Annotated in this window: 20 protein-coding genes; 12 read left to right on the forward strand and 8 right to left on the reverse strand. The window is 72.4% G+C overall.

Annotated elements, in window-relative coordinates; genetic code table 11:
• Positions 1 to 18: 18 nt before the first annotated feature.
• From ACFQVD_RS27305 to ACFQVD_RS27315, 3 genes are read right to left on the reverse strand one after another with little or no spacing between them, the layout of a single operon-like run.
• Positions 19 to 1,251, reverse strand: a complete 1,233-nt coding sequence (locus tag ACFQVD_RS27305) for an acyl-CoA dehydrogenase family protein (RefSeq protein ID WP_343976062.1) — start codon at positions 1,249 to 1,251, stop codon at positions 19 to 21.
• The gene (locus tag ACFQVD_RS27310) at positions 1,248 to 2,837 is read right to left on the reverse strand and encodes a class I adenylate-forming enzyme family protein (RefSeq protein WP_343976059.1); all 1,590 of its coding nucleotides are present in this window, start codon (positions 2,835 to 2,837) and stop codon (positions 1,248 to 1,250) included. The genes ACFQVD_RS27305 and ACFQVD_RS27310 overlap by 4 nt, the downstream gene beginning before the upstream one ends.
• 1 nt (position 2,838) lies before the next feature.
• Positions 2,839 to 3,732, reverse strand: a complete 894-nt coding sequence (locus tag ACFQVD_RS27315) for an SDR family NAD(P)-dependent oxidoreductase (RefSeq protein ID WP_343976056.1) — start codon at positions 3,730 to 3,732, stop codon at positions 2,839 to 2,841.
• A gap of 159 nt (positions 3,733 to 3,891) precedes the next feature.
• Between ACFQVD_RS27315 and ACFQVD_RS27320 the strand changes: the two genes are divergently transcribed.
• From ACFQVD_RS27320 to ACFQVD_RS27335, 4 genes are all read left to right on the forward strand, one after another.
• Positions 3,892 to 5,043 carry an acyl-CoA dehydrogenase family protein gene (locus ACFQVD_RS27320; RefSeq protein ID WP_364146714.1) on the forward strand — a complete coding sequence of 384 codons (1,152 nt, stop codon included), beginning with the start codon at positions 3,892 to 3,894 and terminating at the stop codon, positions 5,041 to 5,043.
• Positions 5,040 to 5,519 (forward strand): flavin reductase family protein, encoded by a 480-nt coding sequence (locus ACFQVD_RS27325; protein ID WP_343976047.1) that lies wholly within the window; start codon positions 5,040 to 5,042, stop codon positions 5,517 to 5,519. Before ACFQVD_RS27320 ends, ACFQVD_RS27325 begins: the two co-directional genes overlap by 4 nt.
• Positions 5,520 to 5,558: 39 nt before the next feature.
• Positions 5,559 to 6,740: an alpha/beta hydrolase family protein gene (locus ACFQVD_RS27330; RefSeq protein ID WP_343976044.1), complete on the forward strand. Its 1,182-nt coding sequence runs from the start codon at positions 5,559 to 5,561 to the stop codon at positions 6,738 to 6,740.
• A 124-nt stretch (positions 6,741 to 6,864) separates the two neighbouring features.
• On the forward strand, positions 6,865 to 8,013 hold the full coding sequence (locus tag ACFQVD_RS27335; protein WP_343976041.1) for an amidohydrolase family protein: 1,149 nt from the start codon (positions 6,865 to 6,867) through the stop codon (positions 8,011 to 8,013).
• Between the two features lie 148 nt (positions 8,014 to 8,161).
• Here the strand turns inward: ACFQVD_RS27335 and ACFQVD_RS27340 are convergent, their stop codons facing one another.
• The gene (locus ACFQVD_RS27340; protein WP_343976038.1) at positions 8,162 to 11,158 is read right to left on the reverse strand and encodes a BTAD domain-containing putative transcriptional regulator; all 2,997 of its coding nucleotides are present in this window, start codon (positions 11,156 to 11,158) and stop codon (positions 8,162 to 8,164) included.
• A 376-nt stretch (positions 11,159 to 11,534) separates the two neighbouring features.
• Between ACFQVD_RS27340 and ACFQVD_RS27345 the strand changes: the two genes are divergently transcribed.
• From ACFQVD_RS27345 to ACFQVD_RS27355, 3 genes are read left to right on the forward strand one after another with little or no spacing between them, the layout of a single operon-like run.
• The gene (locus tag ACFQVD_RS27345) at positions 11,535 to 12,668 is read left to right on the forward strand and encodes an alpha/beta hydrolase family protein (RefSeq protein ID WP_343976035.1); all 1,134 of its coding nucleotides are present in this window, start codon (positions 11,535 to 11,537) and stop codon (positions 12,666 to 12,668) included.
• A 54-nt stretch (positions 12,669 to 12,722) separates the two neighbouring features.
• Positions 12,723 to 13,700 (forward strand): cyclase family protein, encoded by a 978-nt coding sequence (locus ACFQVD_RS27350; RefSeq protein WP_343976032.1) that lies wholly within the window; start codon positions 12,723 to 12,725, stop codon positions 13,698 to 13,700.
• The gene (locus ACFQVD_RS27355) at positions 13,697 to 15,655 is read left to right on the forward strand and encodes an AMP-binding protein (RefSeq protein WP_343976029.1); all 1,959 of its coding nucleotides are present in this window, start codon (positions 13,697 to 13,699) and stop codon (positions 15,653 to 15,655) included. The genes ACFQVD_RS27350 and ACFQVD_RS27355 overlap by 4 nt, the downstream gene beginning before the upstream one ends.
• Before the next feature lie 71 nt (positions 15,656 to 15,726).
• On the opposite strand, the gene ACFQVD_RS27360 is transcribed toward ACFQVD_RS27355, so the two are convergent.
• Genes ACFQVD_RS27360 through ACFQVD_RS27370 form a run of 3 tightly spaced genes read right to left on the reverse strand, consistent with a single transcriptional unit; the run spans position 15,727 to position 18,441 of the window.
• On the reverse strand, positions 15,727 to 16,665 hold the full coding sequence (locus tag ACFQVD_RS27360) for an NAD-dependent epimerase/dehydratase family protein (RefSeq protein WP_343976025.1): 939 nt from the start codon (positions 16,663 to 16,665) through the stop codon (positions 15,727 to 15,729).
• Between the two features lie 49 nt (positions 16,666 to 16,714).
• A complete protein-coding gene (locus tag ACFQVD_RS27365; RefSeq protein WP_364146707.1) occupies positions 16,715 to 17,503 on the reverse strand; it encodes an SDR family NAD(P)-dependent oxidoreductase in 789 nt (262 codons plus the stop codon).
• Positions 17,500 to 18,441, reverse strand: coding sequence for an alpha/beta hydrolase (locus ACFQVD_RS27370; protein WP_343970056.1), 942 nt, complete (start codon positions 18,439 to 18,441; stop codon positions 17,500 to 17,502). The genes ACFQVD_RS27365 and ACFQVD_RS27370 overlap by 4 nt, the downstream gene beginning before the upstream one ends.
• Positions 18,442 to 18,583: 142 nt before the next feature.
• On the opposite strand from ACFQVD_RS27370, the gene ACFQVD_RS27375 reads away from it, so the two are divergent.
• Positions 18,584 to 19,036, forward strand: a complete 453-nt coding sequence (locus tag ACFQVD_RS27375; RefSeq protein ID WP_343970059.1) for a PPOX class F420-dependent oxidoreductase — start codon at positions 18,584 to 18,586, stop codon at positions 19,034 to 19,036.
• 29 nt (positions 19,037 to 19,065) lie between these two features.
• On the opposite strand, the gene ACFQVD_RS27380 is transcribed toward ACFQVD_RS27375, so the two are convergent.
• Positions 19,066 to 20,010 carry an LLM class flavin-dependent oxidoreductase gene (locus tag ACFQVD_RS27380; RefSeq protein WP_343970062.1) on the reverse strand — a complete coding sequence of 315 codons (945 nt, stop codon included), beginning with the start codon at positions 20,008 to 20,010 and terminating at the stop codon, positions 19,066 to 19,068.
• A 154-nt stretch (positions 20,011 to 20,164) separates the two neighbouring features.
• Here ACFQVD_RS27380 and ACFQVD_RS27385 point away from each other — a divergent pair, with 154 nt between their 5' ends.
• The 4 genes from ACFQVD_RS27385 to ACFQVD_RS27400 all read left to right on the forward strand — a co-directional run bounded on the left by ACFQVD_RS27385 (position 20,165) and on the right by ACFQVD_RS27400 (position 23,473).
• The gene (locus ACFQVD_RS27385; protein WP_343970065.1) at positions 20,165 to 20,635 is read left to right on the forward strand and encodes an FAS1-like dehydratase domain-containing protein; all 471 of its coding nucleotides are present in this window, start codon (positions 20,165 to 20,167) and stop codon (positions 20,633 to 20,635) included.
• Complete coding sequence (locus tag ACFQVD_RS27390; RefSeq protein WP_343970068.1) at positions 20,632 to 21,087, forward strand: MaoC family dehydratase; 456 nt, start codon at positions 20,632 to 20,634, stop codon at positions 21,085 to 21,087. The genes ACFQVD_RS27385 and ACFQVD_RS27390 overlap by 4 nt, the downstream gene beginning before the upstream one ends.
• A gap of 41 nt (positions 21,088 to 21,128) precedes the next feature.
• Positions 21,129 to 22,118, forward strand: coding sequence for an aldo/keto reductase (locus tag ACFQVD_RS27395; RefSeq protein WP_343970071.1), 990 nt, complete (start codon positions 21,129 to 21,131; stop codon positions 22,116 to 22,118).
• 170 nt (positions 22,119 to 22,288) lie between these two features.
• Entirely contained in the window at positions 22,289 to 23,473 is a 1,185-nt protein-coding gene (locus ACFQVD_RS27400; RefSeq protein ID WP_343970074.1) for an ABC transporter substrate-binding protein, read from the forward strand.
• The last annotated feature ends 26 nt before the right edge of the window (positions 23,474 to 23,499 follow it).

A 23,499-nucleotide genomic window follows, 5' to 3' on the forward strand; every position in this document is an offset into this window, starting at 1 on the left:
CGTGAGGGTGGGCTGCGGTCAGCGGTTGGGAGCGGGCTCGCGGGGGAGGCCGAGGATGCGCTCGGCCATGATGTTGCGCATGATCTCGTCGGTGCCGCCGGCGAGGCGCAGGGACGGCGCGCTCAGCGCGAGTTCGGCCCAGACGTAGGTGCCCCACTCGCCGGTGTCGGCGGTCATGCGGGCTCCGAGGACACGGCCGGCGAGCGCGCCGATGGCGCGCACGTTCTCCGAGTCCATCAGCTTGATGATCGAGGCCTCGGCCCCGGGCTCGCCCCCGGCGGCGCGGGCGGCGGCCCGCGCGGCGGTCCACCGGATGATGTCGCGCCGGATCGCGATCCGGGCGAACTCCGCCCGGATGCCGGTGTCGCCGTCGAGGCCGAAGTGCCTGATCAGGCCGAGCAGCCGCTCGACCGGGTCGGAGGCGGGCGGGGAGGTCCGGTAGCCCATGGACGCCCGCTCGTTGCCGAGCGTGGTCATGGCCACCTTCCAGCCGTCGCCGGGCCTGCCGAGCACGTGGCTGTCGGGGACGAACACGTCGTCCACGAACACCTCGTTGAACGCCTCGCCGCCGGTCATCTGGCGCAGCGGACGGACCTCGACGCCGGGGTCGTGCATGTCGATCATCAGCATGGTCAGGCCGCCGTGTTTGGAGGCCTCCGGGTCGGTGCGGACCAGCATCTCGCCGATGTCGCTGTAGTGGGCGCCGGAGGTCCACACCTTCTGCCCGCTCACCCGCCAGCCGTCGCCGTCGCGGACCCCGCGGCTGCGGACCCCGGCCAGGTCCGAGCCGGCCTCGGGCTCGGAGAAGAGCTGGCAGGCGAGCAGGTCGGCCCGGTACAGCGCGCGGAGGTACCTCTCCTTGACCTCCGGGGTGCCCCAGGCGAGCAGGGTCGGCGCGACGATGTGGTGGCCGACGACGAAGCAGGCCTCCGAGGGCAGCTCGTAGTCGGCGGCCACCTCGTCGAACAGTTCCTGGAAGCGCGCGTCCCGGCCGCCGCCGCCGTACTCGGCCGGGCCGGTGAGCCAGCCGAACCCGGCGTCGAAGAGCTCGCGGCGGAAGGCCGTCGCGGCCTCCACCATCCGCAGTTCCTCCTCGCGGGTCGGCTCGGCGCCGGAGCTCAGCTCGTCCGAGCCGACACCCCAGCCCTCCTGTGCCTCGGGGAGCGGCTTGGCGTGCGCGTCGAGGAACGCCCGGACGGCGTCCCGGAACGCGGCCTCGCCGGTCGGGGGGTGTTCGGTCTGGTCACTCACGCTTGCTCCCGCAGCAGACGGTGGAGCACCTTGCCACTGGCGTTCTTGGGCAGGGTGCCGGTGTGGATTCGGATCTCGTCGGGCACCTTGTACTTCGCGAGGCGGTCCCGGCAGAACCCGCGGATGTCCTCGGGCGTGGTCTCGGCGGCGGCCGCCCCGGCGAGTACGACGTGGGCCCGCACGGTCTGGCCCCAGTGCGGGTCCGGGACGCCGACGACGGCGCACTCGACCACGCCGGGGAAGGCGGACAGGACCGTCTCGATCTCGATCGGGTAGACGTTCTCGCCGCCACGGATGATCATGTCGTCCCTGCGGCCGGCCAGGTACAGGTAGCCCTCCTCGTCGAGGTGGCCGAGGTCGCCGCCCTTGAACCAGCCGTTCACCACCACCTGGGCGGTCTTCTCCGGCTGGCCGTGGTAGCCGCTCATCACCATGTCGCTGCGGGTGACGATCTGGCCGACCTCGCCGGTCGGCACCTCCCGGTCGTCGGCGTCCCAGATCTGCAGGTCGATGTTGTAGCCGGGGCGCCCCACCGACTTCAGCAGGTGCGGGTGCCCGTTCAGCGCGCGCAGGTGGTCCTCGGGGGTCAGCACGCTCTGCATGCCCGCCTCGGTGCCGGCGCCGAAGCCGTTGTAGAAGTCGCAGTCCATCACCGCCATCGCCCGGGTCAGCAGGTCGGGCGACATCGGCGCGGCACCGTAGAAGACCGAGCGCAGCGTGGCGAAGTCGGCCGGGTCCACGTCCGGCTGCCGCAGCAGCGCACTGATCATGGTCGGCACCAGGAACACGTCGGTGAGGCCCTTGCGGCACCACCTCAGCAGCTCCGCCGGGTCCCACTGCGGGATGATCAGCGACGTCGAGCCGCGGTGGATCGCGTTGAGCACCAGGCCGAGCCCAGCGACGTGGTACAGCGGGGAGGCCGAGTAGCGGAACTCGTCCCGCAGGAAGCGGTACTCCAGGACCGCGTTGGAGACCATGGTCTTCCACATGCGGTGCGACTGCATGACGCCCTTGGGCAGGCCGGTCGTGCCGCTGGTGAAGGCGAGCGCGATCACGTCCTCGTCCTCGACCGCCGCCGGCACCGGGGCGCCGGCCGCGCCGAACGCGAGGACCTCCTCCAGCGGGACGGTCCCCTCGGAGGCCGTACCGCAGCCGACCACGTGCGCCAGGTGCGGCAGCTCCGGCCGGGCCCGCAGCACGTCCGGCGCGTACCGGTCGCCGACGAAGATCCAGGACGCCTCGGCGGTGCGCAGCAGGGTCGTGATCTCGGCGGGCGACAGCCGGTAGTTCAGCGGCACCGCCACCGCGCCGAGCTTGAACAGGGCGAGCAGGATCTCCACGTACTCCGGCGAGTCGGTGTCCAGGATCGCGACCCGGTCGCCCTGCCGCAGGCCCGTCTCCTGCATGCCGCGGGCCAGCCGGTCCACCCGGTCGCGGACCTCTGCGAAGGTGCGCGAGCCGTCGGCGGTGACGAAGCACTCCCGGTTCGGGGAGCGCCGCGCGGCCATGTCGATCCACTCCCCGATCCGGATCCCCGACAGGCGCTGCCCGGTCAGCGGGGCCGGGCGGAGGTGCTGCGCGGCCATCTCACTTCCCCAGCATCTCGGCGAGGAGCTCCATCTCGGCCAGACTGTTGCCCGGCACCTGGTAGCCGGTGTCGTCGAAGACCTCGGCCAGGTGGTCGCGGACGTCCTCGGCGCTGAGGGAGCCGTTGACATAACCGCGGGTCATGCCGACGAACACCCGGGCCACCCGCCCGGCGCCCGCGCTGAGCACCTCGCCGGACAGCTCGCACGAGTCGTGGCACAGGTACGCGACCACGGACGAGACCAGCGCGGGGTCCAGCCGGTCGGCGAGCGGGTTCTCGAAGCCCTCGGTCATCCGGGTGAGCGCCACCGGGCCGACCGCGTTCGCCCTGATGTCGTACTTGCGGCCCTCGATGGCCAGCACCTTGATCAGCCCGACCAGCCCCATCTTGGCCGAGGCGTACGAGGCCTGGCCGAAGTTGCCGAAGAAGCCGGCCGAGGACGAGGTCACCACGACCCGCCCGAAGCCCTGTTCACGGAAGATCCGCCAGGCCGGGCGGGTGACGTTGAAGGCGCCCTTCAGATGCACGTCCAGCACCGGGTCCACGTCGTCGGGGCCGGTGTTCTGGAAGGTCTTGTCGCGCAGGATGCCCGCGTTGTTCACCACGACGTCCACCCGGCCGAACGCGGAGACCGCGGTCCGGATCAGGGCCTCGCCGCCCTCGGTGGTGGCGACGGAGTTGACGTCGGCCACCGCGGTGCCGCCGAGCGCCTCGATCTCCTTGACCACGATCGCCGCCCGGCCGCTCTCGACGCCGTCACCGGACAGGGACGTGCCCATGTCGTTGACGACGACCTTCGCGCCGCGGCGTCCCAGTTCGAGGGCGTGGGCCCGGCCGAGCCCCCCGCCCGCTCCGGTGACCACGGCGACCCGACCGTCGAAGCTAAGATCCACGGTGACTTCCTCCTTTGGCGGCGGCCCCGCACCGGCGGCGGCGCGGCATCAGCTCGATAATCGGCATCGACACGAACGATCGCTCAAGGGGAGTTACTGCGGGCGTTACGGCTCCGGCCGCTCATGCCGGGTGCACACGCCCCTTCTAACGTCCTGGCCATGAGCGGACTTCAACAACTGGCCGACGCGACCGCGGCGTTCACCGGCCTCGCCGAGGAGCACGAGGAGTTCCGGGACAGCGTGCGGTCGTTCGTGGAGCGGGTCTCCCCGGAGTCGCAGGTACGCCGCCTGATGGACACCGAGTCGGGTTACGACCCGCAGGTGTGGCGACAGATGGCCGAGCAGCTCGGTCTGCAGGGGATCGCGATCCCCGAGCGGTTCGGCGGCTCGGGGGCGTCCTTTCTCGAACTGGGCGTGGTACTGGAGGAGACGGGCCGGGCCCTGCTGGGCGGGCCGTTCTTCGCCACCGTGGTGCTCGCCGCCAACGCCCTGCTCCTGTCCGGCGACGAGCAGGCGCAGCAGGACTTCCTGCCCGGGATCGCCGCCGGTGACACGGTCGCCTCGGTGGCGATCACCGAGCCGTCCGGGTCCTGGCGGCCCGGCGACGTCGCGCTGCGGGCGTCACCCGAGGACGGCGTCTGGCGGCTGTCCGGGACCAAGTCGTTCGTGCTGGACGGGCATGTGGCCGACCTGCTGCTGGTCTTCGCCAGGACCGGCGCCGGGCTCTCGCTGTTCGCGGTCTTCGGAGAGGCCGCCCGGCTGACCCGGACGCAGCTGCCGACGATGGACCGGACGCGCCGGCAGGCGGTGCTGGAGTTCGACCGGACCCCGGCGCGGCTGGTCGGCGCGGAGGGCGCCGCGGGCCCCGTGCTGGAGCGCCTGCTGGACCTGGCGGCGGTCGGCCTGGCCGCCGAGCAGGTCGGCGGCGCCCAGCGCTGCCTGGAGATGTCGGTCGAGTACGCCAAGGTGCGCAGCCAGTTCGGACGGCTGATCGGCTCGTTCCAGGCGATCAAGCACAAGTGCGCGGACATGCTGATGGCGGTCGAGTCGGCCCGGTCGGCGGCGCACTACGCGATGTACACGGCCGGGGAGGACCTGCCGGAGCTCCCGGTGGTCGCCGGCCTGGCCAAGTCCTACTGCTCGGAGGCCTACACCATGGTGGCGGGCGAGAACATCCACGTACACGGGGGCATCGGGTTCACCTGGGAGCATCCGGCGCACCTGTACTTCAAGCGGGCGGCGTCCTCGGCGCTGCTGTTCGGCGACCCCGACCACCACCGGGCCCGGTACGCCGACGGGGTGGGACTGTGAGCGCGCAGCCGGTCATCGCGGGCGACGACCTGCGCGGCGTGATGGCCTGCTTCGCCACCGGGGTGGTCGTGGTGACCGCCTCCGGGACGGACGGCCCGGTGGGGATGGCGGTCAACTCGTTCGTCTCGGTGTCGCTGGACCCGCCGCTGGTGCTGTTCTGCGCGGCGCACACCTCGACCACCTGGCCGGCGATCCAGGCCGCCGGGCACTTCTGCGCCAACGTGCTGTCGGCCGACCAGGAGGAGCTGGCCCGGCAGTTCGCCCGCCGGGGCGACCGGTTCGCGGGCGTGCCGCACACCTCCGGGACGACCGGCGCCCCCGTGCTGGGCGACGTGCACGCGCACGTGGAGTGCACGATCGTCGACACCTACGAGGCCGGCGACCACACCCTGGTGCTCGGCCGGGTGCTGGAGCTCGCCGCCGACGCCGAGGCGGCGCCGCTGCTCTTCTACCGCAGCGCCTACCGACTGTTCTGAGCAAGATCCCGACTGGTCGACATGACGAAGGAGTGACAAGTGGTAGCCGCGATCCGCAACGCCGAGTGGTGCGCCTGGTTCCCGGAGGACTACCGGTGGGCGTACAACGTGATGCTGGTGCTCGCCGTGGTGCCGACCGGCGGCGCCGAGGTCGGCGAGATCGACCGGGTCTGCCGGCGGCTGGCCGGCCACGTGGGCGACGACGAGCGCTGGTTCCGCGAGTGGGGCGCCATGGGCGACCACGTCCGGGGCCTCGCCGAGAAGGCCGAGGCGCGGGGCGACCGCCGCGCCGCCCTGGCGCACTACCGCCGGGCCACCAGCTACTACTTCGCCGCCGAGCGGTTCCGTTTCCCCAAGGACGCGGAGGCGCTGGCCTCCTACCGGGCGATGACGGACTGCTTCCGGCGCGCCGCCGAGCTGGACGACCGGTACCGGATCGAGCACGTGGAGATCCCGTACGAGGACACCGCGCTGCCCGCGATCTTCATCTCCGCCGCCTCCTCGCCCGATGACCGGCGGCCCGCGGTGCTGTTCATGAGCGGGTTCGACGGCAACAAGGAGCACAACTGGTTCCTCGGCGCCGAGGACCTGATCGCCCGCGGCGTCTCGGTGCTGTCGCTGGACAGCCCCGGTGTCGGCGAGGCCGTCCGCTTCCGCGGCGTTCCGCTGCGGCACGACTACGAGGCGGCCGGCAGCGCCGCGATCGACTGGCTGGAGGGCCGCTCGGACGTGGACGCCGACCGGATCGGCGTGATGGCGCTGAGCCTGGGCGGCTACTACGCCTCGCGCTGCGCCAGCATGGAGCCCCGGTTCAAGGCCTGCGTCGCCTGGGGCGCGATCTGGGACTACCACCGGATCTGGCGCGAGCGGATCGAGGCCGCGTACGCCAAGCAGCTGCCGGTCCCCGGCGAGCACCTGGTCTGGTCCACCGGGACCTCCTCCAACACCGAGGCGCTGCGGCTGCTGGAGGGTTTCCGGCTGGCCGACGTGGTGCCCCGGATGGACTGCCCGTTCCTGCTGGTGCACGGCGAGGACGACCAGCAGGTGCCGGTGTCCGACGCCCACCTGCTGTACGAGGCCTGCGGATCGGCGGACAAGACGCTGCGGATCTTCACCAACGAGGAGGGGGCCGCGCAGCACTGCCACATGGACAACCTGTCGATCGCGGTGCCCGAGATCAACGCCTGGCTGGCCGACCGGCTCGGCGCCTCCGCCGGATAACGACCGGTTCAGATAACGACCGGCTTAACGGCGGGCGGCCTAGCGTGCTCCCGCCGGAAGGCGGTCGCTCCACCCACGATCCACCACGGCCGCCGTGCCCGGCACGACCCATCTGGAGATTGCGATGACCACTGGTAAGCCCCGCCCGCTCATCTCGGTCGACTCCCACGTCGTGGAGCCGAAGGACCTCTGGCTCAAGCGGCTGCCGCAGCGCTTCCAGCACCAGGCCCCCCAGGTCCAGTCCACCGACAAGGGCGACTTCTTCGTCGTGCCCAACACCGGGATGTCGCCCAAGCCGGTCGGCACCGAGGGCGCCATGATCAACACGAAGATCAACAGTGTGATCACCAAGCCCACCGGCTACCGCTTCGAGGACCAGCGGCCCGGTGCGTACGACCCGGCCGCCCGGCTGGAGGACCAGGACAGCCAGGGCATCCTGGCCGAGGTCGTCTACCCGGGCTGGCTGATCGTGCACAGCATCCCCGACTTCGAGCTCAAGGTCGCCTGCGTGCGCGCGTACAACGACTGGCTGTTCGAGGAGTTCTGCTCCTACAACCCCGACCGGCTGATCGGCGCGGTCGCGCTCCCGGTCGGCCCGGGCCCGATCGAGCCCGCGATCGAGGAGGCCAGGCGCTGGGCCGAGCGCGGCGCCAAGACCTTCCTGCTTCCGCAGGCGGTCCCCGGCATGGCCTGGGGCGACGACCACTGGGAGCCGCTGTGGGCGGTCCTGGAGGAGATCGGGCTGCCCGTCGGGTTCCACCAGGCCGCCGGCCAGGTGGCCATGTTCAACGACAAGACCACCCCGGGCGTGTTCTGGACCACCGCCGTCGGCAACAAGATCAGCCTGGGCTGGGTGTTCATGCAGCTGGTCTACGGCGCGGTCCCCGAGCGCCACCCGAACCTGCGGTTCATCCTGGTCGAGGGCGGCATCGGCTGGATCGCCTTCCAGCTCAACACCATGGACCACCTGTTCACCGACCACCACCGCTGGACGATCCCCGAGCTGGCGATGAAGCCCAGCGACTACTTCAACCGCAACTTCTGGGCCACCTTCGAGGACGACCGGCCCGGCATCCTCACCCTGCCCATGCTGGACGAGAAGCGGCTGATGTGGGCCGGGGACTACCCGCACACCGAGGGCAACTTCCCCTACTCCCAGGAGCAGGTCGCGCACGACTTCCAGGGCATCGACGAGTCGGTGATCTCCGCGATCACCCACGACAACGCGATCGACCTGTTCGGCCTGTCGGTGCCCCGGCTCGTCAAGGCCTGACGGGCGCACCCGGATCCGGCGGCGGTCGTCACGACCGCCGCCGGACCGCGTTCGCGGCACCCGCGGACGAGTCGGGGCGGCGCGTTCCGATGGCACGTTCCAATGATGTGTCCGGAGGGGCGTGTCCGGAGGGCGGAGGCGGCGGAGGTCAGATCCCGCGCAGCTCGCTGACCAGTTGCCGGGTCGTCGGCGTCGGCCCCACGCCGAGCTCGGCCAGGGCCTTGGTCAGCCGCTGGAACTCGGCCAGCACGGCGTGCGGCGCGCCCAGCGCCCCCTCCACCTGCATCCGCACGCAGTAGGCGGACTCGCAGAACGGATCCCGGTTGATCGCGAACGAGGCCGCCTGCCTGGCACGCTCCAGATGACCGAGCGACAGCGCCACCTCGGCGGCGTCGACCGCCGCGTTGACGATCATCACCTCCAGCTCGTGCCGGCGCTCCTCGGCCCACTCCAGCTCGCTCTCGGGCAGATAGGGCCCCTCGACCAGCTCCAGCGTCGACTCGATCCGCTCCAGCCGCTCCGCGCCGCGCAGCCCGTACGCTTCCTTGATCATCCGCTCGAAGCGCAGGTCGGTGCTGTCCACGTACAGGCCGTCGGCCCAGCGGACGTGGCTCTGCGAGGTCCGGGCCAGGTTCACCCCGGTCGCCTGCCGCAGCTTGTGCACCACCTGGCGGAAGTAGTTGCCGCCGCGGCGCGGGTCGGCGTCGGGGAACAGCCGCTCCTGCAGCCGGTGCCGCTCCACCCCCTCGGGGTGCAGCGTGAGGTAGGCGGCCAGCTCCAGCACCTTGGTCCGGCGCGAGCAGCGCGGCACGCCGTCCACGATCAGGTCGAGTACCGGGCCGTGCGTGTGCACGTCGATGACGATCACCCGCTCGGAGGCCACGGCCGGCTGGCGCTTGCGCGCCTCCGGCGGCTGGTGGCCGACCAGCTGACGCCAGCGGGTGCCGCCGACGTCGTTCTCGATCTGGCGGCGCAGCACCCCGGGCACGTCGTTCAGCGCGTTCTTCAGGATGAACAGGCAGCCGATCGCGTTCGCGGTCTCGTAGGCGAGCTCGACCGCGGCCGACGCCGCCTCGGCGTGGCCCAGCCGGGCCTCTGCCTCGGCCAGGTAGGTGGCGGCGAAGGGCAGCATCAGGGTGCGGCCGGCCGCCCGCATCGCCTCGGTCGCGGTGCGCAGCACCCGCGCGGCGTCCTCGGGCCGGTCGATCCGCAGGTAGGCCAGGCCCTGGAAGGTCTGGCCCCACTCGGCGTAGCAGCGGTTGCCGCTCGCGGCCGAGCGGCTGATCGCGTCGGCCAGGGTCATCCGGGCGTCGTCCACCCGGCCCAGGGTGAGCTGCAGGACGCCGACCACGACCTCGAAGCAGGGCTCCCAGCCGAACCGGGTCCTGCGGCTGTGCTCGACCGCCGACTCGGCGGCCCACAGCGCCTTCTCGGTCTGCCCCTCGGCCCACAGCAGCCACGCCTCGTGGAAGAACCACAGGTCGGTGTGCGCGCCGAACTTGATCGCCTCGGGGACCTCGTCCAGCAGCTCGCGGGCCAGGGCCAGCTCGCCGCGCCAGACCAGGGCGAGCAGCGGGTGCGGGGTGCGGAAGAACGAGCGCGGCGGCCAGTCGTCCTCGTCGGGCAGCATCCGCAACAGCTGGTCCAGCCGCCCCTGCACCAGCAGGCCCCAGGAGTACACGCGCTCGCTGTCCACCCAGTCCCGGCCGGGTGGGGAGGCGACCGGCTCGCGGCCCGCCACCGCCTCCAGTTCGTAGCGGACCGCCTCGGCCCGGAAGTCGCCCTCGTAGTTGCGGATCAGCTCCAGCGCCTCGGCCGGGCGCCACTGCATGGCGTACCCGACGAACGCGACCGCGCCGGGGTCGGACTTGGCCACGTCGCCGAGCACGCCCTCCTGGTGCAGCCGGCCGATCAGCGCCTGCGCCTCGGGGATGCGCCGCACTCCGTACAGCGCGCGCAGCAGAGCGCCGAGCAGGACCGGGCGGGACTCGACCACCTGGTTGCCGAACGCCTCCAGCCAGCGCAGCAGGACCAGCCAGTCGGCGCGGGCGGACAGCGCGGCGACGGCGCGCTCGGCCACGTCGGCGGCCTTCTCCAGCTCCCCCGCCTCCAGGTAGGTCTCGACCGCGTCCTCGTGCATCCCGATCTCCTCCAGGAGCCGGGCGTACCGGCTCTGCAGGCCGGGCAGCTCGCCGGGCAGCCGCGCCTGCAGCTGCTCGCGCAGGTACTGGCGGAATCGGGGGTGGTAGACCAGCGCGCGGTCGGCCTTGGTCGCCGGCAGGTGCCGCGAGCCGAGCGACTGCCACAGCCGGTAGCCCTTCTCGCCGCAGAGGGCGACCGCGGCCCGCGCGGTGACGATGGCCGGGATCGAGGTGCGCAGCAGGAAGTCCTGCTCCTCCTCGGGGAGGCGGGCCAGGATCTCCCGGGAGACGAAGCCGGCCAGCGCGTCCGGCCCGTTCTCGGACTGGAGCCCGGGGACGATGTCGAAGGCGACGGCGGCGATCCAGCCCTTGGTGGCCTCCATCAGCGGCGCCGGGTCCCGCCCGTCCTGGCCGTGCGCGGCGAGCAGCGTGCGGGCCTCGTCCATGTTGAGGGCCAGGTCCTCGCCGCTCATCCGGGCGATCCGGCCCTGCATCATCATCCGGCCGATCGGGCCGCTCAGGTCCTCGCGGCTCAGGATGACCGTCCGGACGCCCGGCGGCAGGTAGTCCAGGAAGACGCCGAGCACGGCGAGCGTCTCGTCCGCGTCCACCAGCCACTCGCAGTCGTCCAGGACGAGCAGCAGGGACGCGTCGGCGACGCTCTCGGCGAGCATCGCGGCCACCTCGGTCGCCGGGAAGCCTTCCGCCAGGGCGGTCTCCACCGTCCGGGGCGCCTCGGGATCCAGGCCGGACAGTGCCTCGGCCAGGTAGACCATCAGCCGGGACGGGCTGCGGTCGCCGGCGTCGAGCGTCAGCCAGGCCAGCGGCCAGCCGAACCGCGTGGCGAACATCCGGGTCTGCACGGTCTTGCCGGATCCGGCCGCGGCGAAGATCACGATCGTTTCGTGGGATTCGAGGAGGGCGGCGAACTGCTCGTCCAGCCGGTCCCTGGTGATCGTCCCGCGCGGCAGTCCAGGGGGTTGGACTTTGTGACTCAAGATCATGCCAGCCTCAGTTCACCAGAACGTAGCGTCACAGCGACTCCACCGAAACACCCCCGGTCCGGCGAAGCCGCGCTTCAATCAAGTGCTATGGCAATACTTATGTCAAGACTATTGCCGCTTTTAATGTCTTTTTCGTCACATTGGGGGCTTTATTGATCATTGCTACATAAGTAACCGACAGGGAGGATCGTCCCTGGCTCCGGGCGGCCCCGCCCGCCGATACTGCGCCGCCGGGCGTCACCCCGGCCATCACCCGGGCCGTCGCCGCGGCGGCCCCCGATCCGGCCCCGGGCCCATAACGGCAGGGGTAACGCCGGGTGGGGTGAGGTGGCCGCGGAGCCCCCCGTACCCTTCCCGCACGCGAACGGAGCCCTCGGTGTTCTACTACTTCCCGGACAACTACATGTGGTCGTCGGCCTTCAATCTGGCCCTGATGGCGGGCGGCTCGCTCGGCGAGATGAACCGCTGGCTGTCGCCGCTGCGCGAGGGCGAGCCCGACGGCGAGGCCTGGGGCAAGGCGTGGGCCGGGATGGCCGAGCAGCAGGAGGCCCAGGCCGCCGAGGACCTGGCCACCGGGCTGCGCCGCAGTGCCGGTCTCCGCTACCTGCGCGCCTCGGTGTACCACGCCAGCGGCGAGCGGCAGATCCCGCCGGGCCCGGAGAAGAGCGCGAGCTACCGGGCCTCGCTGGACGCCTTCGAGAAGGCGATCGAGCTGGCACCGCTGAACGTGGAGCGGATCGAGGTGGACTCGCCCGACGGCGTCCTGCCCGGGTACCTCATCCCGGCCCGGACCGCCGAGCCCGCCCCGGTCGTGATCTTCTACGGCGGCTTCGACGTCACCAAGGAGATCCTCTACGGCTTCGTCGAGGAGGAGTTCGTCCGAAGGGGCATCAGCTGCCTGGTGATGGACAGCCCCGGCGTGGGCGAACCGCTGCGGCTGCGCGGCGTGCCCTCGCGTCCCGACTACGAGGTGCCGACCGGCGCCGTGATCGACTACCTGGAGACCCGCGCCGACGTGGACGCGAGCCGGATCGGCGTGATGGGCATCAGCCTCGGCGGCTACTACGCGCCGCGGTCGGCCGCGTTCGAGCCGCGGATCAAGGCGTGCGCCGCCTGGGGCGGCATCTGGGACTGGGGCGCCACCTGGGAGAAGCGCTGGGCGACCCGGTCCAAGACCGTGTCCGTGCCGTGGTTCCAGCTGCCCTGGGTGATGGGCACCGACACCATGGAGGCCGGCCTGGAGCGGGTCAGGCAGTGGACGCTGGTGGACGTGCTGCCCAAGCTCACCCAGCCGCTGCTGATCGTGCACGGCGAGAACGACCGCCAGGTCGCGGTCGAGGACGCGCACAAGGCCTTCGAGGCGGCCGGCTCGGCGGACAAGACGCTGCGGATCTTCACGGTCGCCGAGGGCGGCGCCGAGCACTGCCAGACCGACGAGCCCGACCCGGCCCGCCAGCTGATCGCCGACTGGTTCGGCCGGCGCTTCGGCACCCTGCCCGAGCGGGGCTGACCCGCTGCCGTCCACGAGTTCGACAGGATTTCGTGAGGATGAGGAGACATCGGCATGAGCACTGACACCGACGGGGCGCCAGTCCGCAAGGTGACGCTCGACGACGTGCACGCGCTGTGCGACCGATACCGGAACTGGGGCAGGTGGGGCCCGGACGACCAGCTCGGCACGCTCAACCACATCGAGCCGGAGATGATCGTCGCCGCGGCGGGGCTGGTCCGGCAGGGCAAGGTCATCTCCTGCGCGCTGCCCTACGACGGCAACGGCCCGCAGAACGGCTGGGGCGGGCGGGTCAACCCGCTGCACTTCATGCTGCAGGACGGCGGCGACGCGGCCATCGGCGCCCAGGACCACATGGCCCGGCTGCGGTACGCCGACGACGCGATCTACATGCCGCTGCAGTCCGGTACCCAGTGGGACGCACTGTCGCACGTGTTCTACGACGGCAAGATGTACAACGGCTACGGGCAGGAACACGTCTCCAGCACCGGGGCCGAGAAGAACGCGATCCACCTGATGACCGAGAAGGTCGTCGGGCGCGGCGTACTGCTGGACATCCCCCGCCACCGCGGCGTGCCCTGGCTGGAGCCGGGGCAGGGCATCGACAGCGCCGAACTGGCCGCGTGCGCCGAGTCCCAGGGCGTCACCGTCGGTCGCGGCGACTTCGTGCTGGTCCGGACCGGCCACATGGCCATGTGCCGGGAGCAGGGCGCCTGGGGCGGGTACGCCGCGGGCGACGCCCCCGGGCTCACCCTGGACTCGGCGCACTGGATCTGCGGGAACGAGATCGCCGGGGTCGCGACCGACACCTGGGGCATGGAGGTGCGGCCGAACGAGCTGGAGGAGATCTTCCAGCCGGTGCACATCGTGCTGCTGGTCAGCGCCGGCCTGCTGATCGGCGAGATCTTCGACCTGGAGAAGCTGGCCGAGGACTGCGCCGGCGACGGCGTGTACGAGTTCATGTTCGCCGCCGGACCGCTGCCGTTCACCAAGGCGGTCGGCTCGCCGCTGAACCCGATGGCGATCAAATGAACGTCGACGAGCTCAACCGGCTGCCGGTCGCCTGGGAACCGGACCCCGCCGACTTCCCCGGCACCCCGCTGGGACGGATGGCGGCCCGGCACGGAATCGCCACCTTCGAGGAGGTGGCCGCCCGCGCCGCCGCCGACCCCGAGTGGTTCTGGGGCGCGGCCGCCGACGACGTGCTGCGCTGGCTGCGGCCGTACGACAAGGTGCTCGACCTGTCGGACGGCCCGCAGTTCCCGCACTTCTTCAAGGGCGGCGGGCTCAACTGGGCCGACTACGCGGTGGACCGGTGGGTCGAGGAGGGCCGCGGCGACGACGAGGCGGTCGTCTGGGAGGGCGACGACGGCTCGGTCCGCACCGTCACCTACGGCGAGCTGAAGGAGCAGATCGACCGGGCCGCGGGCGCGTTCGCCGCGCGCGGCGTCGGCATGGGCGACGTGGTCGCGCTGTACCTGCCGATGGTGCCCGAGGCCGTGGTGGTCGTGCTGGCCGCCGCCAAGATCGGCGCCGTCGTGGCGCCGTTCTTCAGCGGCTTCGGGCCCACCCCGGTGCGCGAGCGGCTGCTGGACTCCGGCGCCCGGCTGATGGTCACCGCGGACGGTTTCGAGCGCCGCGGCAGGCTCGTCCCGATGAAGGAGACCTTCGACGAGGCCGCCGAGGACCTCCCGGGGCTGCGCAACGTGCTGGTGCTGCGGCGGCTGGGCCGGGACGCCCCGATGACGGCGGGCCGCGACGAGTGGTGGGACGAGGCGCTGGCCGCGGCCGAGCCCGTCACCGAGACCCCGGTCCTGGACGCCGAGACCCCGTGCATCCTGCTGTACTCCTCCGGCAGCACCGGCCGGCCCAAGGGCTGCCTGCACACCCACTCCGGCCTGCCGTTCAAGTTCGCGCAGGAGGCCCGGCACGGGTACGGCCTGGACTCCGGCGACCGGCTGCTGTGGCTCACCGACATGGGCTGGGTGATGGGCGTCTACACGGTGACCGCCGCCCTCTCCAACGGCGCCACCGCCGTACTGTACGAGGGCACCGCCGACCACCCCACACCCGACCGGCTGTGGTCGCTGGTCGAGCGGCACCGGGTGACGGTGCTGGGGGTCTCCCCCACCCTGGTCCGGATCCTGGCGGGCCTGGGCGACCGGTGGCCCGACGCGCACGAACTGCCCGACCTGCGGGCGATCTGCAGCACCGGCGAGCCGTGGAACCTGGAGCCGTGGTGGTGGTGCTTCCGCCACGTGGGCAAGGGGCGGCTGCCGATCGTCAACATGAGCGGCGGCACCGAGTGCGGCGCGTCCATCGTGAGCGGCTCGGTGCACCGGCCGATCAAGCCCGCCGGGTTCTCCGGCCCCACCCTGGGCATGGCCGCCGACGTGTTCGACCCCGACGGCCGCTCGATCCGGGGCGCGGTGGGCGAGCTGGTCGTGCGGGGTCCGTGGCCGGGCATCACCAAGGGGTTGTGGGACGGCCCGGAGCGGTACCTGCAGACGTACTGGAGCCGGTACCCGGGCAACTGGCAGCAGGGCGACTTCGCCTACGTGGACGCCGACGGGCACTGGTTCCTGCTGGGCCGGTCCGACGACACGATCATGCTGGCCGGCAAGCGGGTCGGCCCGGCCGAGATCGAGTCGCTGCTGGTCGACGACCCGGAGGTGATCGAGGCGGCGGCGGTCGGCGTCCCGGACGAGCTCAAGGGCGAGGCGCTGGTCTGCTTCGTCGTGCTCGCCGACGGCGCCGACCCGGCCGAGGTGCTGCCCCGGCTGGAGGCATCGGTGGTGGCCCGGGAGGGCAAGGCGACCCGGCCCAAGGCGGTGCACGCGGTGCCGGCGCTGCCGAAGACACGCAACGGGAAGGTGCTGCGACGGGTGGCGCGGGCGGTGTACATCGGGGCGGACCCGGGCGACGTGACCGCGCTGGAGAGCCCGGAGCCGCTGGCCTCGCTGCCGCGGCAGGCGAATACCGCGTGACCCACGGACGAAGGCGCCCTGAGCGAGCTCGCTCAGGGCGCCTTCGTCCGTGGTCAGGACATACCGAACCATCAGCCCGCCGGGACATGGAGGGCGCGCTTCTCGGCCACGATCTCGGCCAGGGCCTCCTCCAGCGGCCAGCGCATCTCGTACCCGTAGTCCCGCCGGAAGTACGAGTCGTCGAAGTTCATCGGCCAGCGGTGGTCGGCGTCCACGGGCTCGATCCGGGCGCCCGGGATCAACCGGCGCGCGATCTCCGCCATGTCCCCGACGCTGCGGTAGTCGCCGCGCACGTGGTACGCGGCGTGCCGCGGCTCGGGGCCCTGGCTCGCCCGGACGAACGCGTCGGCCGTGTCGTGGATGTACACCATGTTCATCATCGACCCGGAGCGGAACGCGGGCCGCCCCGTCTCGCCGGCCAGCGGCTTGGTGACCAGCTCGTCGACCAGCCGGCGGGCGGTGCCGATCAGGCAGGCGGCGCCGTAGGCCAGGCCGATCCGGATCGAGGTGTTCAGCACGCCCAGCGAGCTCCGGTAGTACTCGCCCATGGTCTCGCCGAAGACCTTGCTGCCCTCGTACACGTCACCGGCGTGGATCCGGGCGTCCTCGGTGATCGGCTCCCCGGCGCCGTACTCGGCCGGGTCGAACAGGGCCGCGCTGCTCGCCAGCACCGTGCGCTCCACGCCGAGCAGCCGGGCCGCCTCCAGCACGTTGTAGGTACCGACGACGTTCGACTGGATGCACTGCCCGCGCTGCGCCGCGGACCGGTCGTGCAGCTCGGCGGCCAGGTGGATGACCCGGTCCACCCGGTACGCGCTGACCAGGTCGGCGACCAGCGCGAAGTCGGTGACGTCCCCCTCGACGAAGGTGAGCGCGGCCGGATCGCCGGACGGCTCGGCCGCCCACTCGGGCCGCCGGTCGAGCGCGACGACCGGGTGGCCGTCGCGCAGCAGCCGGTCGACGACGTACGAGCCGATGAACCCGGTCGCGCCGGTGACCAGATAGGTCATCGTGATACTCCTGACTCTCAAGGCGTTACGGAAGTGCGGGGTGGGGGCGTCACGCGGTGCTCGGCCGGTACCCGGCGTCGACCTGGAGCGCGGCGCCGGTGACCGAGCGGGCGTCGTCCGAGGCCAGGTAGGCGAAGGCCGCCGCGACCTCCTCCGGGTCGATCATCCGGCCGAGCGCCGTCTTGGCCGCGTACCGGGCCTCCAGGCCGTCGTCGGCCGTGCCCGCCGCCGCGAAGATCGCGGTCCTGGCCGGACCGGGCACGACCGCGTTGACCCGCACCCCGTCCGGCCCGTACGCGAGGGCGAGCGAGCGGGTCAGGTGCACCACGGCGGCCTTGGCCAGCCCGTACGCCGGGGCGCCGGGGGTGGGCCACAGCGCCGCCGACGACGCCGTGTTCAGGATGACGCCGCCGCCGCGCGGCCGCATGTGCGAAAGGGCCGCGCGGCAGCCGTACCAGACCCCGGCCACGCAGATCTGCCACAGCCGCTCGAAGTCCTCGTCCGCGCCGTCGGCGTGGATCGGGCCGCCGGCGATGACGCCGGCGTTGTTCACCGCGATGTCGCACCGGCCGAAGCGGTCCACGGCCGCCGCGAACGCGGCCTCCACCTGCTCGGCGCTGCCGACGTCGGTGCGCTGGAACACCACCCGCTCCCCGGAGGGGTCGATCTCGGCGGCGACGGCGGCGGCCGCCTCGGCGAGGTCGGCGAGCAGCACCGAGGCGCCCTCGGCGACGAAGCGCTCGACCGTGGCGCGGCCGATGCCCGAGCCGCCGCCGGTGACCACGGCCGTGCGGCCGTCCAGCCGCCCGCTCACGGCGCCGGTCATGATGCCGGTCACGACGCCCCGCCGGACGGGCGCAGGTGCTTGTCCAGGAAGGCCCCGGCGATCTCGGCGGTGGTGTCCACCAGCGACCCCATCGGCCCGCCGTGGCCGCCCTCCGGCGGCAGGTGCAGCTCCTTCGGCTCGCCGGCCCGCGCGTACACGGCCCGGGAGTGGTCGGCCGGGATCACCGTGTCGTCGACCGGGGTGACCAGGCACAGCGCGCGCGGCGCGATGGCGGCCGCGAGGTTCTCCGGGGAGAAGTCCAGCGCCAGCCGGCCGTTCTCCAGCGGGTACCCCGCGGGGTAAACCGACCGGATGAACGCGGCCTCGGCGTCGAGGGCCGGGCTCGGCGGCAGCGGCATCAGCACCGACAGCGGCACCCGCTCCCCGGACCCGGTGCGCGCCCGCTCCGCGTCGTCGCGCTCCAGCCGCGCCAGCAGGGCGGGCCAGCCCGCCCCGTGCAGCTCCTCCAGCCAGCGCCGCCCGTCGGCGAGCGGGACCAGCGAGAGGCACGCCTTCAGCCGCTCGTCGGCGGCCGCGGCGGCGACCGCGATCGCCCCGCCGAAGCTGGCGCCCATCACGCCCAGCGCCGAGCCGTCGACCTCCGGCCGCCCGGTCAGGTAGGTCGCGGCGTTGGAGACATCGCGCACCTGCTCGTCCGGGTCGCAGCGCAGCCGGACGCCCTCGCTGCCACCGAAACCGCGGTGGTCGACGGCGAGGACGGCGTACCCGCGCTGGGCCAGCCGCCCGGCGAACGGCAGCACGCGGAAGTTCACCGCGCCGCTCCAGCCGTGGCTCGCGACCAGGGCCGGTACCGCCCCGGCCCGCTCCCGCGGCGTCACCAGAACGCCGCGCAGCCGCAGGCCGTCGCTCTGGAAGTACACGATCTCGGCGTCGACCTCAGGACCGCCGGAGAGGTTGAGCTGAATGCCGCCGTCTGCCGACACGATCATCGTGGCAGGACCCCCGTTCGGATGGTTCCGGTACTCGGCGCCACGTAACGCGACCCCCCATTACCCGCCGCGTTACGCGGTGCGCGGGTGCGGCCGGGTGCTCCCGGCCCGGTGTAGTGGGCACGGGAGAAAGGAGCCCTGCATGGGCAAGGGACCGCTGCCGATCGAGGCGGACGAACTGTACGACTACCTGCTGACGCGCAAGAGCCTGCACCTGGCCACGCTGAACCCCGACGGCTCGCCGCACCTGGCCACGATGTGGTTCGGCCTGATCGGCCGTGACCTCGTGATGTGGACCCAGCGGAGCTCGGTGAAGGCGCGCAACCTGCGGCACGACCCCCGGATCACCTGCCTGGTGGAGTCCGGCGACGACTACTCGGAGCTGAAGGGCCTGACCGTGTCCGGCCGGGTGGAACTCTTCGAGGACGACGAGTCCATGCTGCGCATCGGCGAGGCGATCATCTCGCGCAACTACACCGACGCCAACAGGCCCGACTACCGGAAGATGGCACTGTCGGGCCTGCGGGTCGGCATCGTGGTCCGCGCCGAGCACTGGGCGAGCTGGGACTTCGCCCGGACGGTGAAGCGCCGCTAGGACCACCGCGGCGCCGCCGACCGGTCCGCTCAGCCGGCCGGGTCCGGGGCCGTCGCGAGGGCGGGCAGCAACTCGCCGAGCACGGCGGCCCCGTGCCGGTCCGACTCGTCCAGCGGGTGCAGGATCAGGTCGGTGACGCCGTGCCGGACCAGCTCGGCCAGCTGCTCGGCGCAGGACTCGGCGTCCCCGTAGACGGTGGCCTCCCGGCCGTACTCGGGGCTTCCGTAGAAGGCGGAGAACCAGGCGTCGACCGCCTGCTCGGCCCGGGAGCGCCGCGGCTCGACCAGCAGGTACACCCGCTTGGCCACGGCCAGCGTGTCCCGGGCGCGCCCCTCCTGGGCGAGGACCTCGTCCAACCGGGCGGCCAGTTCGGCGAACCGCGCGGTGGGCTGCCGTCCGGCGGCGACCCAGCCCGACCCGAGCCGCACCGCCCGGCGCAGCGCCGGGACGGACCCGCCGCCGACCCAGAGCGGGGGCGGCGCGATCGGGCGCGGACTGATCCCGACCCCGCTGAAGGGCCAGATCGGGCCGTCGTGGTCGACCTCGTCCTCGGTCCAGAGCCGGCGCACCGCGGTGAGGAACTCGTCCAGCACCGCCCCGGGACCCCAGTCGCCCAGCCGCAGCGAGGAGAACAGCCGACGGTCGCCGCTGCCGACCCCGACGACCAGCCGGCCGCCGCCACCGAGCCGGTCGAGACCGGCCAGCTCCTTGGCCGCGGTGATCGGGTTGCGCCCCGTGGCGACCAGCACCGCGACCCCCAGCCGCACCCGGGAGGTGTGCGCCGCGGCGAAGCCGAGCATGCCGACCGGCTCCGGCGTCGGCAGCCGGCCGACGAGCTGGTCCAGGGTCCACAACGCGTCGACCGGCGAGGCGTCGGCCTCGCGCAGCCAGGCCGCGATCTCCTTCGGGGCGGTGCCGGCGGCGAAGCGCAGCGGCAGGTTGAGCCCGATCCGCGGTCGTGCAACGGCGGACACTCGTGCCTCCTCGGCGACGGCGTCTCGCCGTCGCGAAACGGTGGCGGCCAGCGTGCCCGTGCGCGCGTTACCCGTGACGTTACGAACCTCGTCCGTAACCCCGGGGTGAACGGCGGCACGCGAAGATCACGATCACCGAGCAGGAGGGACAGGCATGGCAGTCGAGCGGTTCCCGGTCGAGGGGGGCCACATCATGATGTTCGCGCGGGCCATAGGCGACCTCGACCCCGCCTACCACGGCGCGTTGACCGGCGCTCCGGCGGTCGCCCCGCCGACCTTCGCCTGGGCGGCCGAGCACTACGACCCGGACAGCGCGGTCCGCCCGAAGCCGGGCGAGCCGTGGGTCGGGTCGGGGAGCACGCCGTCGGGGACCGGCGGCCCGGACCCGGCCGGCGTCGGCCTGCACGCCGAGCAGCGGTTCGAGTACCACCGGCCGGTGCGCGAGGGCGACGTGCTGAGCGCGGTGGACCGCCCCGGCCGCACCTGGACCAAGGAGGGCCGCCGCGGCGGTGTGCTCACCTTCACCGAGCGGATCACCGAGTACCGCGACCAGGACGGCGAGCCGGTCGTCACCTCGACCATGGTGATGGTGCAGACCGCCCGCCCGGTCGGAGCGGGCGGATGACCGCCGTCTCCCCCGCCGCGGCGACGGCCGTCGCGGTCGGCCAGAGTAGGGAGCTGGTGCTGGTCCGGGACCTGACCCGGACCCGGATCGTCCAGTACGCGGGCGCGTCGGGCGACTTCAACCCGGTGCACACCGACGAGCGGTTCGCGGTGGAGGCCGCCGGTTACCCGTCGGTGTTCGCGCACGGCATGCTCACGATGGGGATGGCCGGCCGGGTGATCACCGAGTGGTTCGGCCCCGAGTCGCCGCTCCGGTACGAGGCGCGGTTCCGCACCCCGGTGTTCCCGGGCGCGACGCTGACCGCGCGGGCCGAGGTCGAGTCGGTGGACGGCTCCGCCGGGACGGCCGCGGTCGCGCTGACCGTGACCGACCGGCACGGCGCGGTCGTGATGACGGGCACCGCCGTAGTGCGCACGCCCGCCGCCGGTGGCGCCGGCGCCGAGGACAAGTGACGACCGCCGCCCCGCGCGCGGGCGAAGGAGAGGGAACCGCCATGCCGGATGGGAACGAGCTGATCGGCCGCGTCGGCTTCGGAAGCGGCACGATGATCGCGCAGGGGTACGGCGCGGTGGACGAGGAGTCCGCCCGGGACGCCGTCGACGCCGCGTACCGCGCCGGGGTGCGGTTCTTCGACACCGCGCACTTCTACGGCTCGGGCCGCTCTGAGGCGATCGTCGGCGAGGTGCTGGAGGGGCGGCGCGACGAGGTCCGGCTGTGCACCAAGGGGGGCGTGCGCTACAGCGACCCGACGAACCTGCTGACCCTGGTCTGCGACTCCTCCTACGACGCGCTGCGCCGGTTCATGGACGAGTCGCTGACCCGGCTGCGCACCGACCACGTCGACGTGTACCTGCTGCACCAGTTCGACCCGGCGCTCACCCCCGAGCGGCAGATGGAGAACCTGCAGCGGCTCAAGGACGAGGGCCTGGTCCGCGACGTCGGCTTCTGCAACTTCGGCGCCGAGGCGAGCCGGCGGGCGCTGGCCACCGGCATCCCGTCCGCGGTCGAGTACAGCTTCAGCCTGCTCGACCATCGCTACCTGACCGAGCTGTCGGACGCCGGGGCGCGCGGCGGGCTGCGCGTCACCTACGGCTCGTACGTGCACGGGCTGCTGTCGGAGGACTTCCGCCCGGACCACGAGTTCGAGCCGGACGACTGGCGCGGCCGCAGCCGGCGCGAGGGCCGCTCCGGGACGTCGGGCAACGTGTTCTTCGCCGGCGACGCCTTCGCCGCCAACGTGGCGATCGCCGGACGGCTGCGGGAGCTGGCCGGCTCGCTGGGCCTCTCGCTGGCCGCGTTCACGCTGGCCCTGACCGTGCGGGAGCCGTACTCGGACGTCGCGCTGTTCGGCTGCCGCAACGCGGCCGAGGTGGCGGACGGGCTGAGCGGCCTGGCGGTGGAGCTCGACGACGAGGTGCTCGCCCGGGTGGCGGAAATCCTGTCGGCCGCCGACCGGCCCACCGAGAACCTGCTGGGCCGGTGAATCGGCAGGGGCTGCCCTGATTCGACCGTTGCCGTCTGTGACCCCGCGACTCCACCCCCCAACGTAACGCGCACGTTAACGAGACCTTCGCAGTATCTGGTCCTGCCGGCGCTTCGCCGTCACGTTCCAGGTGGCTCCCCGCTGCGGAGCCGGCGACATGAGAGGTTCAAATGCGAAAGAGCAGACTCGGAACAGTTGTTCTGGGAGTGGCCCTGCTGGCGACGGCGTGCGGCTCCGGCGGCGACGATGGAGGCAGCGCGCAGTCCGGCGGCCTGCCCGCCACTGTCAAGATCGGTGTCCCGCTGGACGTCAGCGGCGCCGCGGGCATCGCCGGTGTGGGGACCAGCGAGCGCGACGGCGTGCGGCTGGCGGCCAAGGAGATCAACGACACCGGCTTCCTGGGCGGCTCGAAGATCGAGCTGGTGGAGATCGACACCAAGGCGGACAAGCAGGAGGCCGTGCAGGCGGTGCTCAAGCTCGCCTCGGACCAGGTCGACGCGGTCGTGGGCTTCACCCTCACCCCGTCGTTCCTGGCCGCCGGGCCGCAGCTCCAGCAGAACGGCATCCCGACCGTGGCGGTCGGACTCTCCTCGGGCGGCGTCACCGAGGTCGGCGACTACATGTTCCGCCTCTATCCCGACATGGCCAACGTGATGCCCCAGGCCGACAAGGAGTTCGCCACCGCGTTCAGCGGTCTCAAGTCCGCGGCGTACCTGTACCAGAGCGACTCCGAGGCGGCCAAGAACGTCATCGGCAAACGCCAGCAGGCACTGGAGGGCGCCGGCATCCAGACCCTGGGCGTGGAGACCTTCGTCGGCACCGACACCGACGTGCGGGCCCAGCTGACCAAGCTCAAGCAGCTGAACCCCGACGTGCTGGTCACCATGCCGCTGCCCGGCATGATGAGCACGATCTACCTGCAGCTCGACGAGATCGGCTTCGACAAGCCGGTGTTCATGGCGCCGGATGTCAGCGACGCCACCATGGAGCAGTCCGGCAAGGCCATGCAGTGCTTCGTGTACGTGACGGCCTGGAACGGCCAGAGCAGCGAGGGCAACAACACCCACTTCCTGGACTACTGGCGGCAGAACGGCGCGCAGCGCTCCGCCACCGTCTTCGAGGCGGCGGGCTACGCGTCGCTGTGGTCGATGGCGCACGCCTTCAAGAACGCCGGCAGCAACGACAAGAAGGCCGTCCGGGACGCGCTGGCGGCCCTGAACGGCGTCGACACCCCGTTCGGCAAGATCGGCTTCACCCAGAACCGGGCCGCCGACGTCAAGGGCACCAAGCTCCAGATCGTGGACAGCAAGATCACCCTGTTCGACGCCCAGACGGCCCCCGGCTGCAAGCGCTGACCCGCGAACCTCCGGCCCCGACCGAC

Origin of the sequence: Streptosporangium amethystogenes subsp. fukuiense, from assembly GCF_042665875.1 — a bacterium.
In the GTDB taxonomy this organism is placed as follows: domain Bacteria; phylum Actinomycetota; class Actinomycetes; order Streptosporangiales; family Streptosporangiaceae; genus Streptosporangium; species Streptosporangium fukuiense.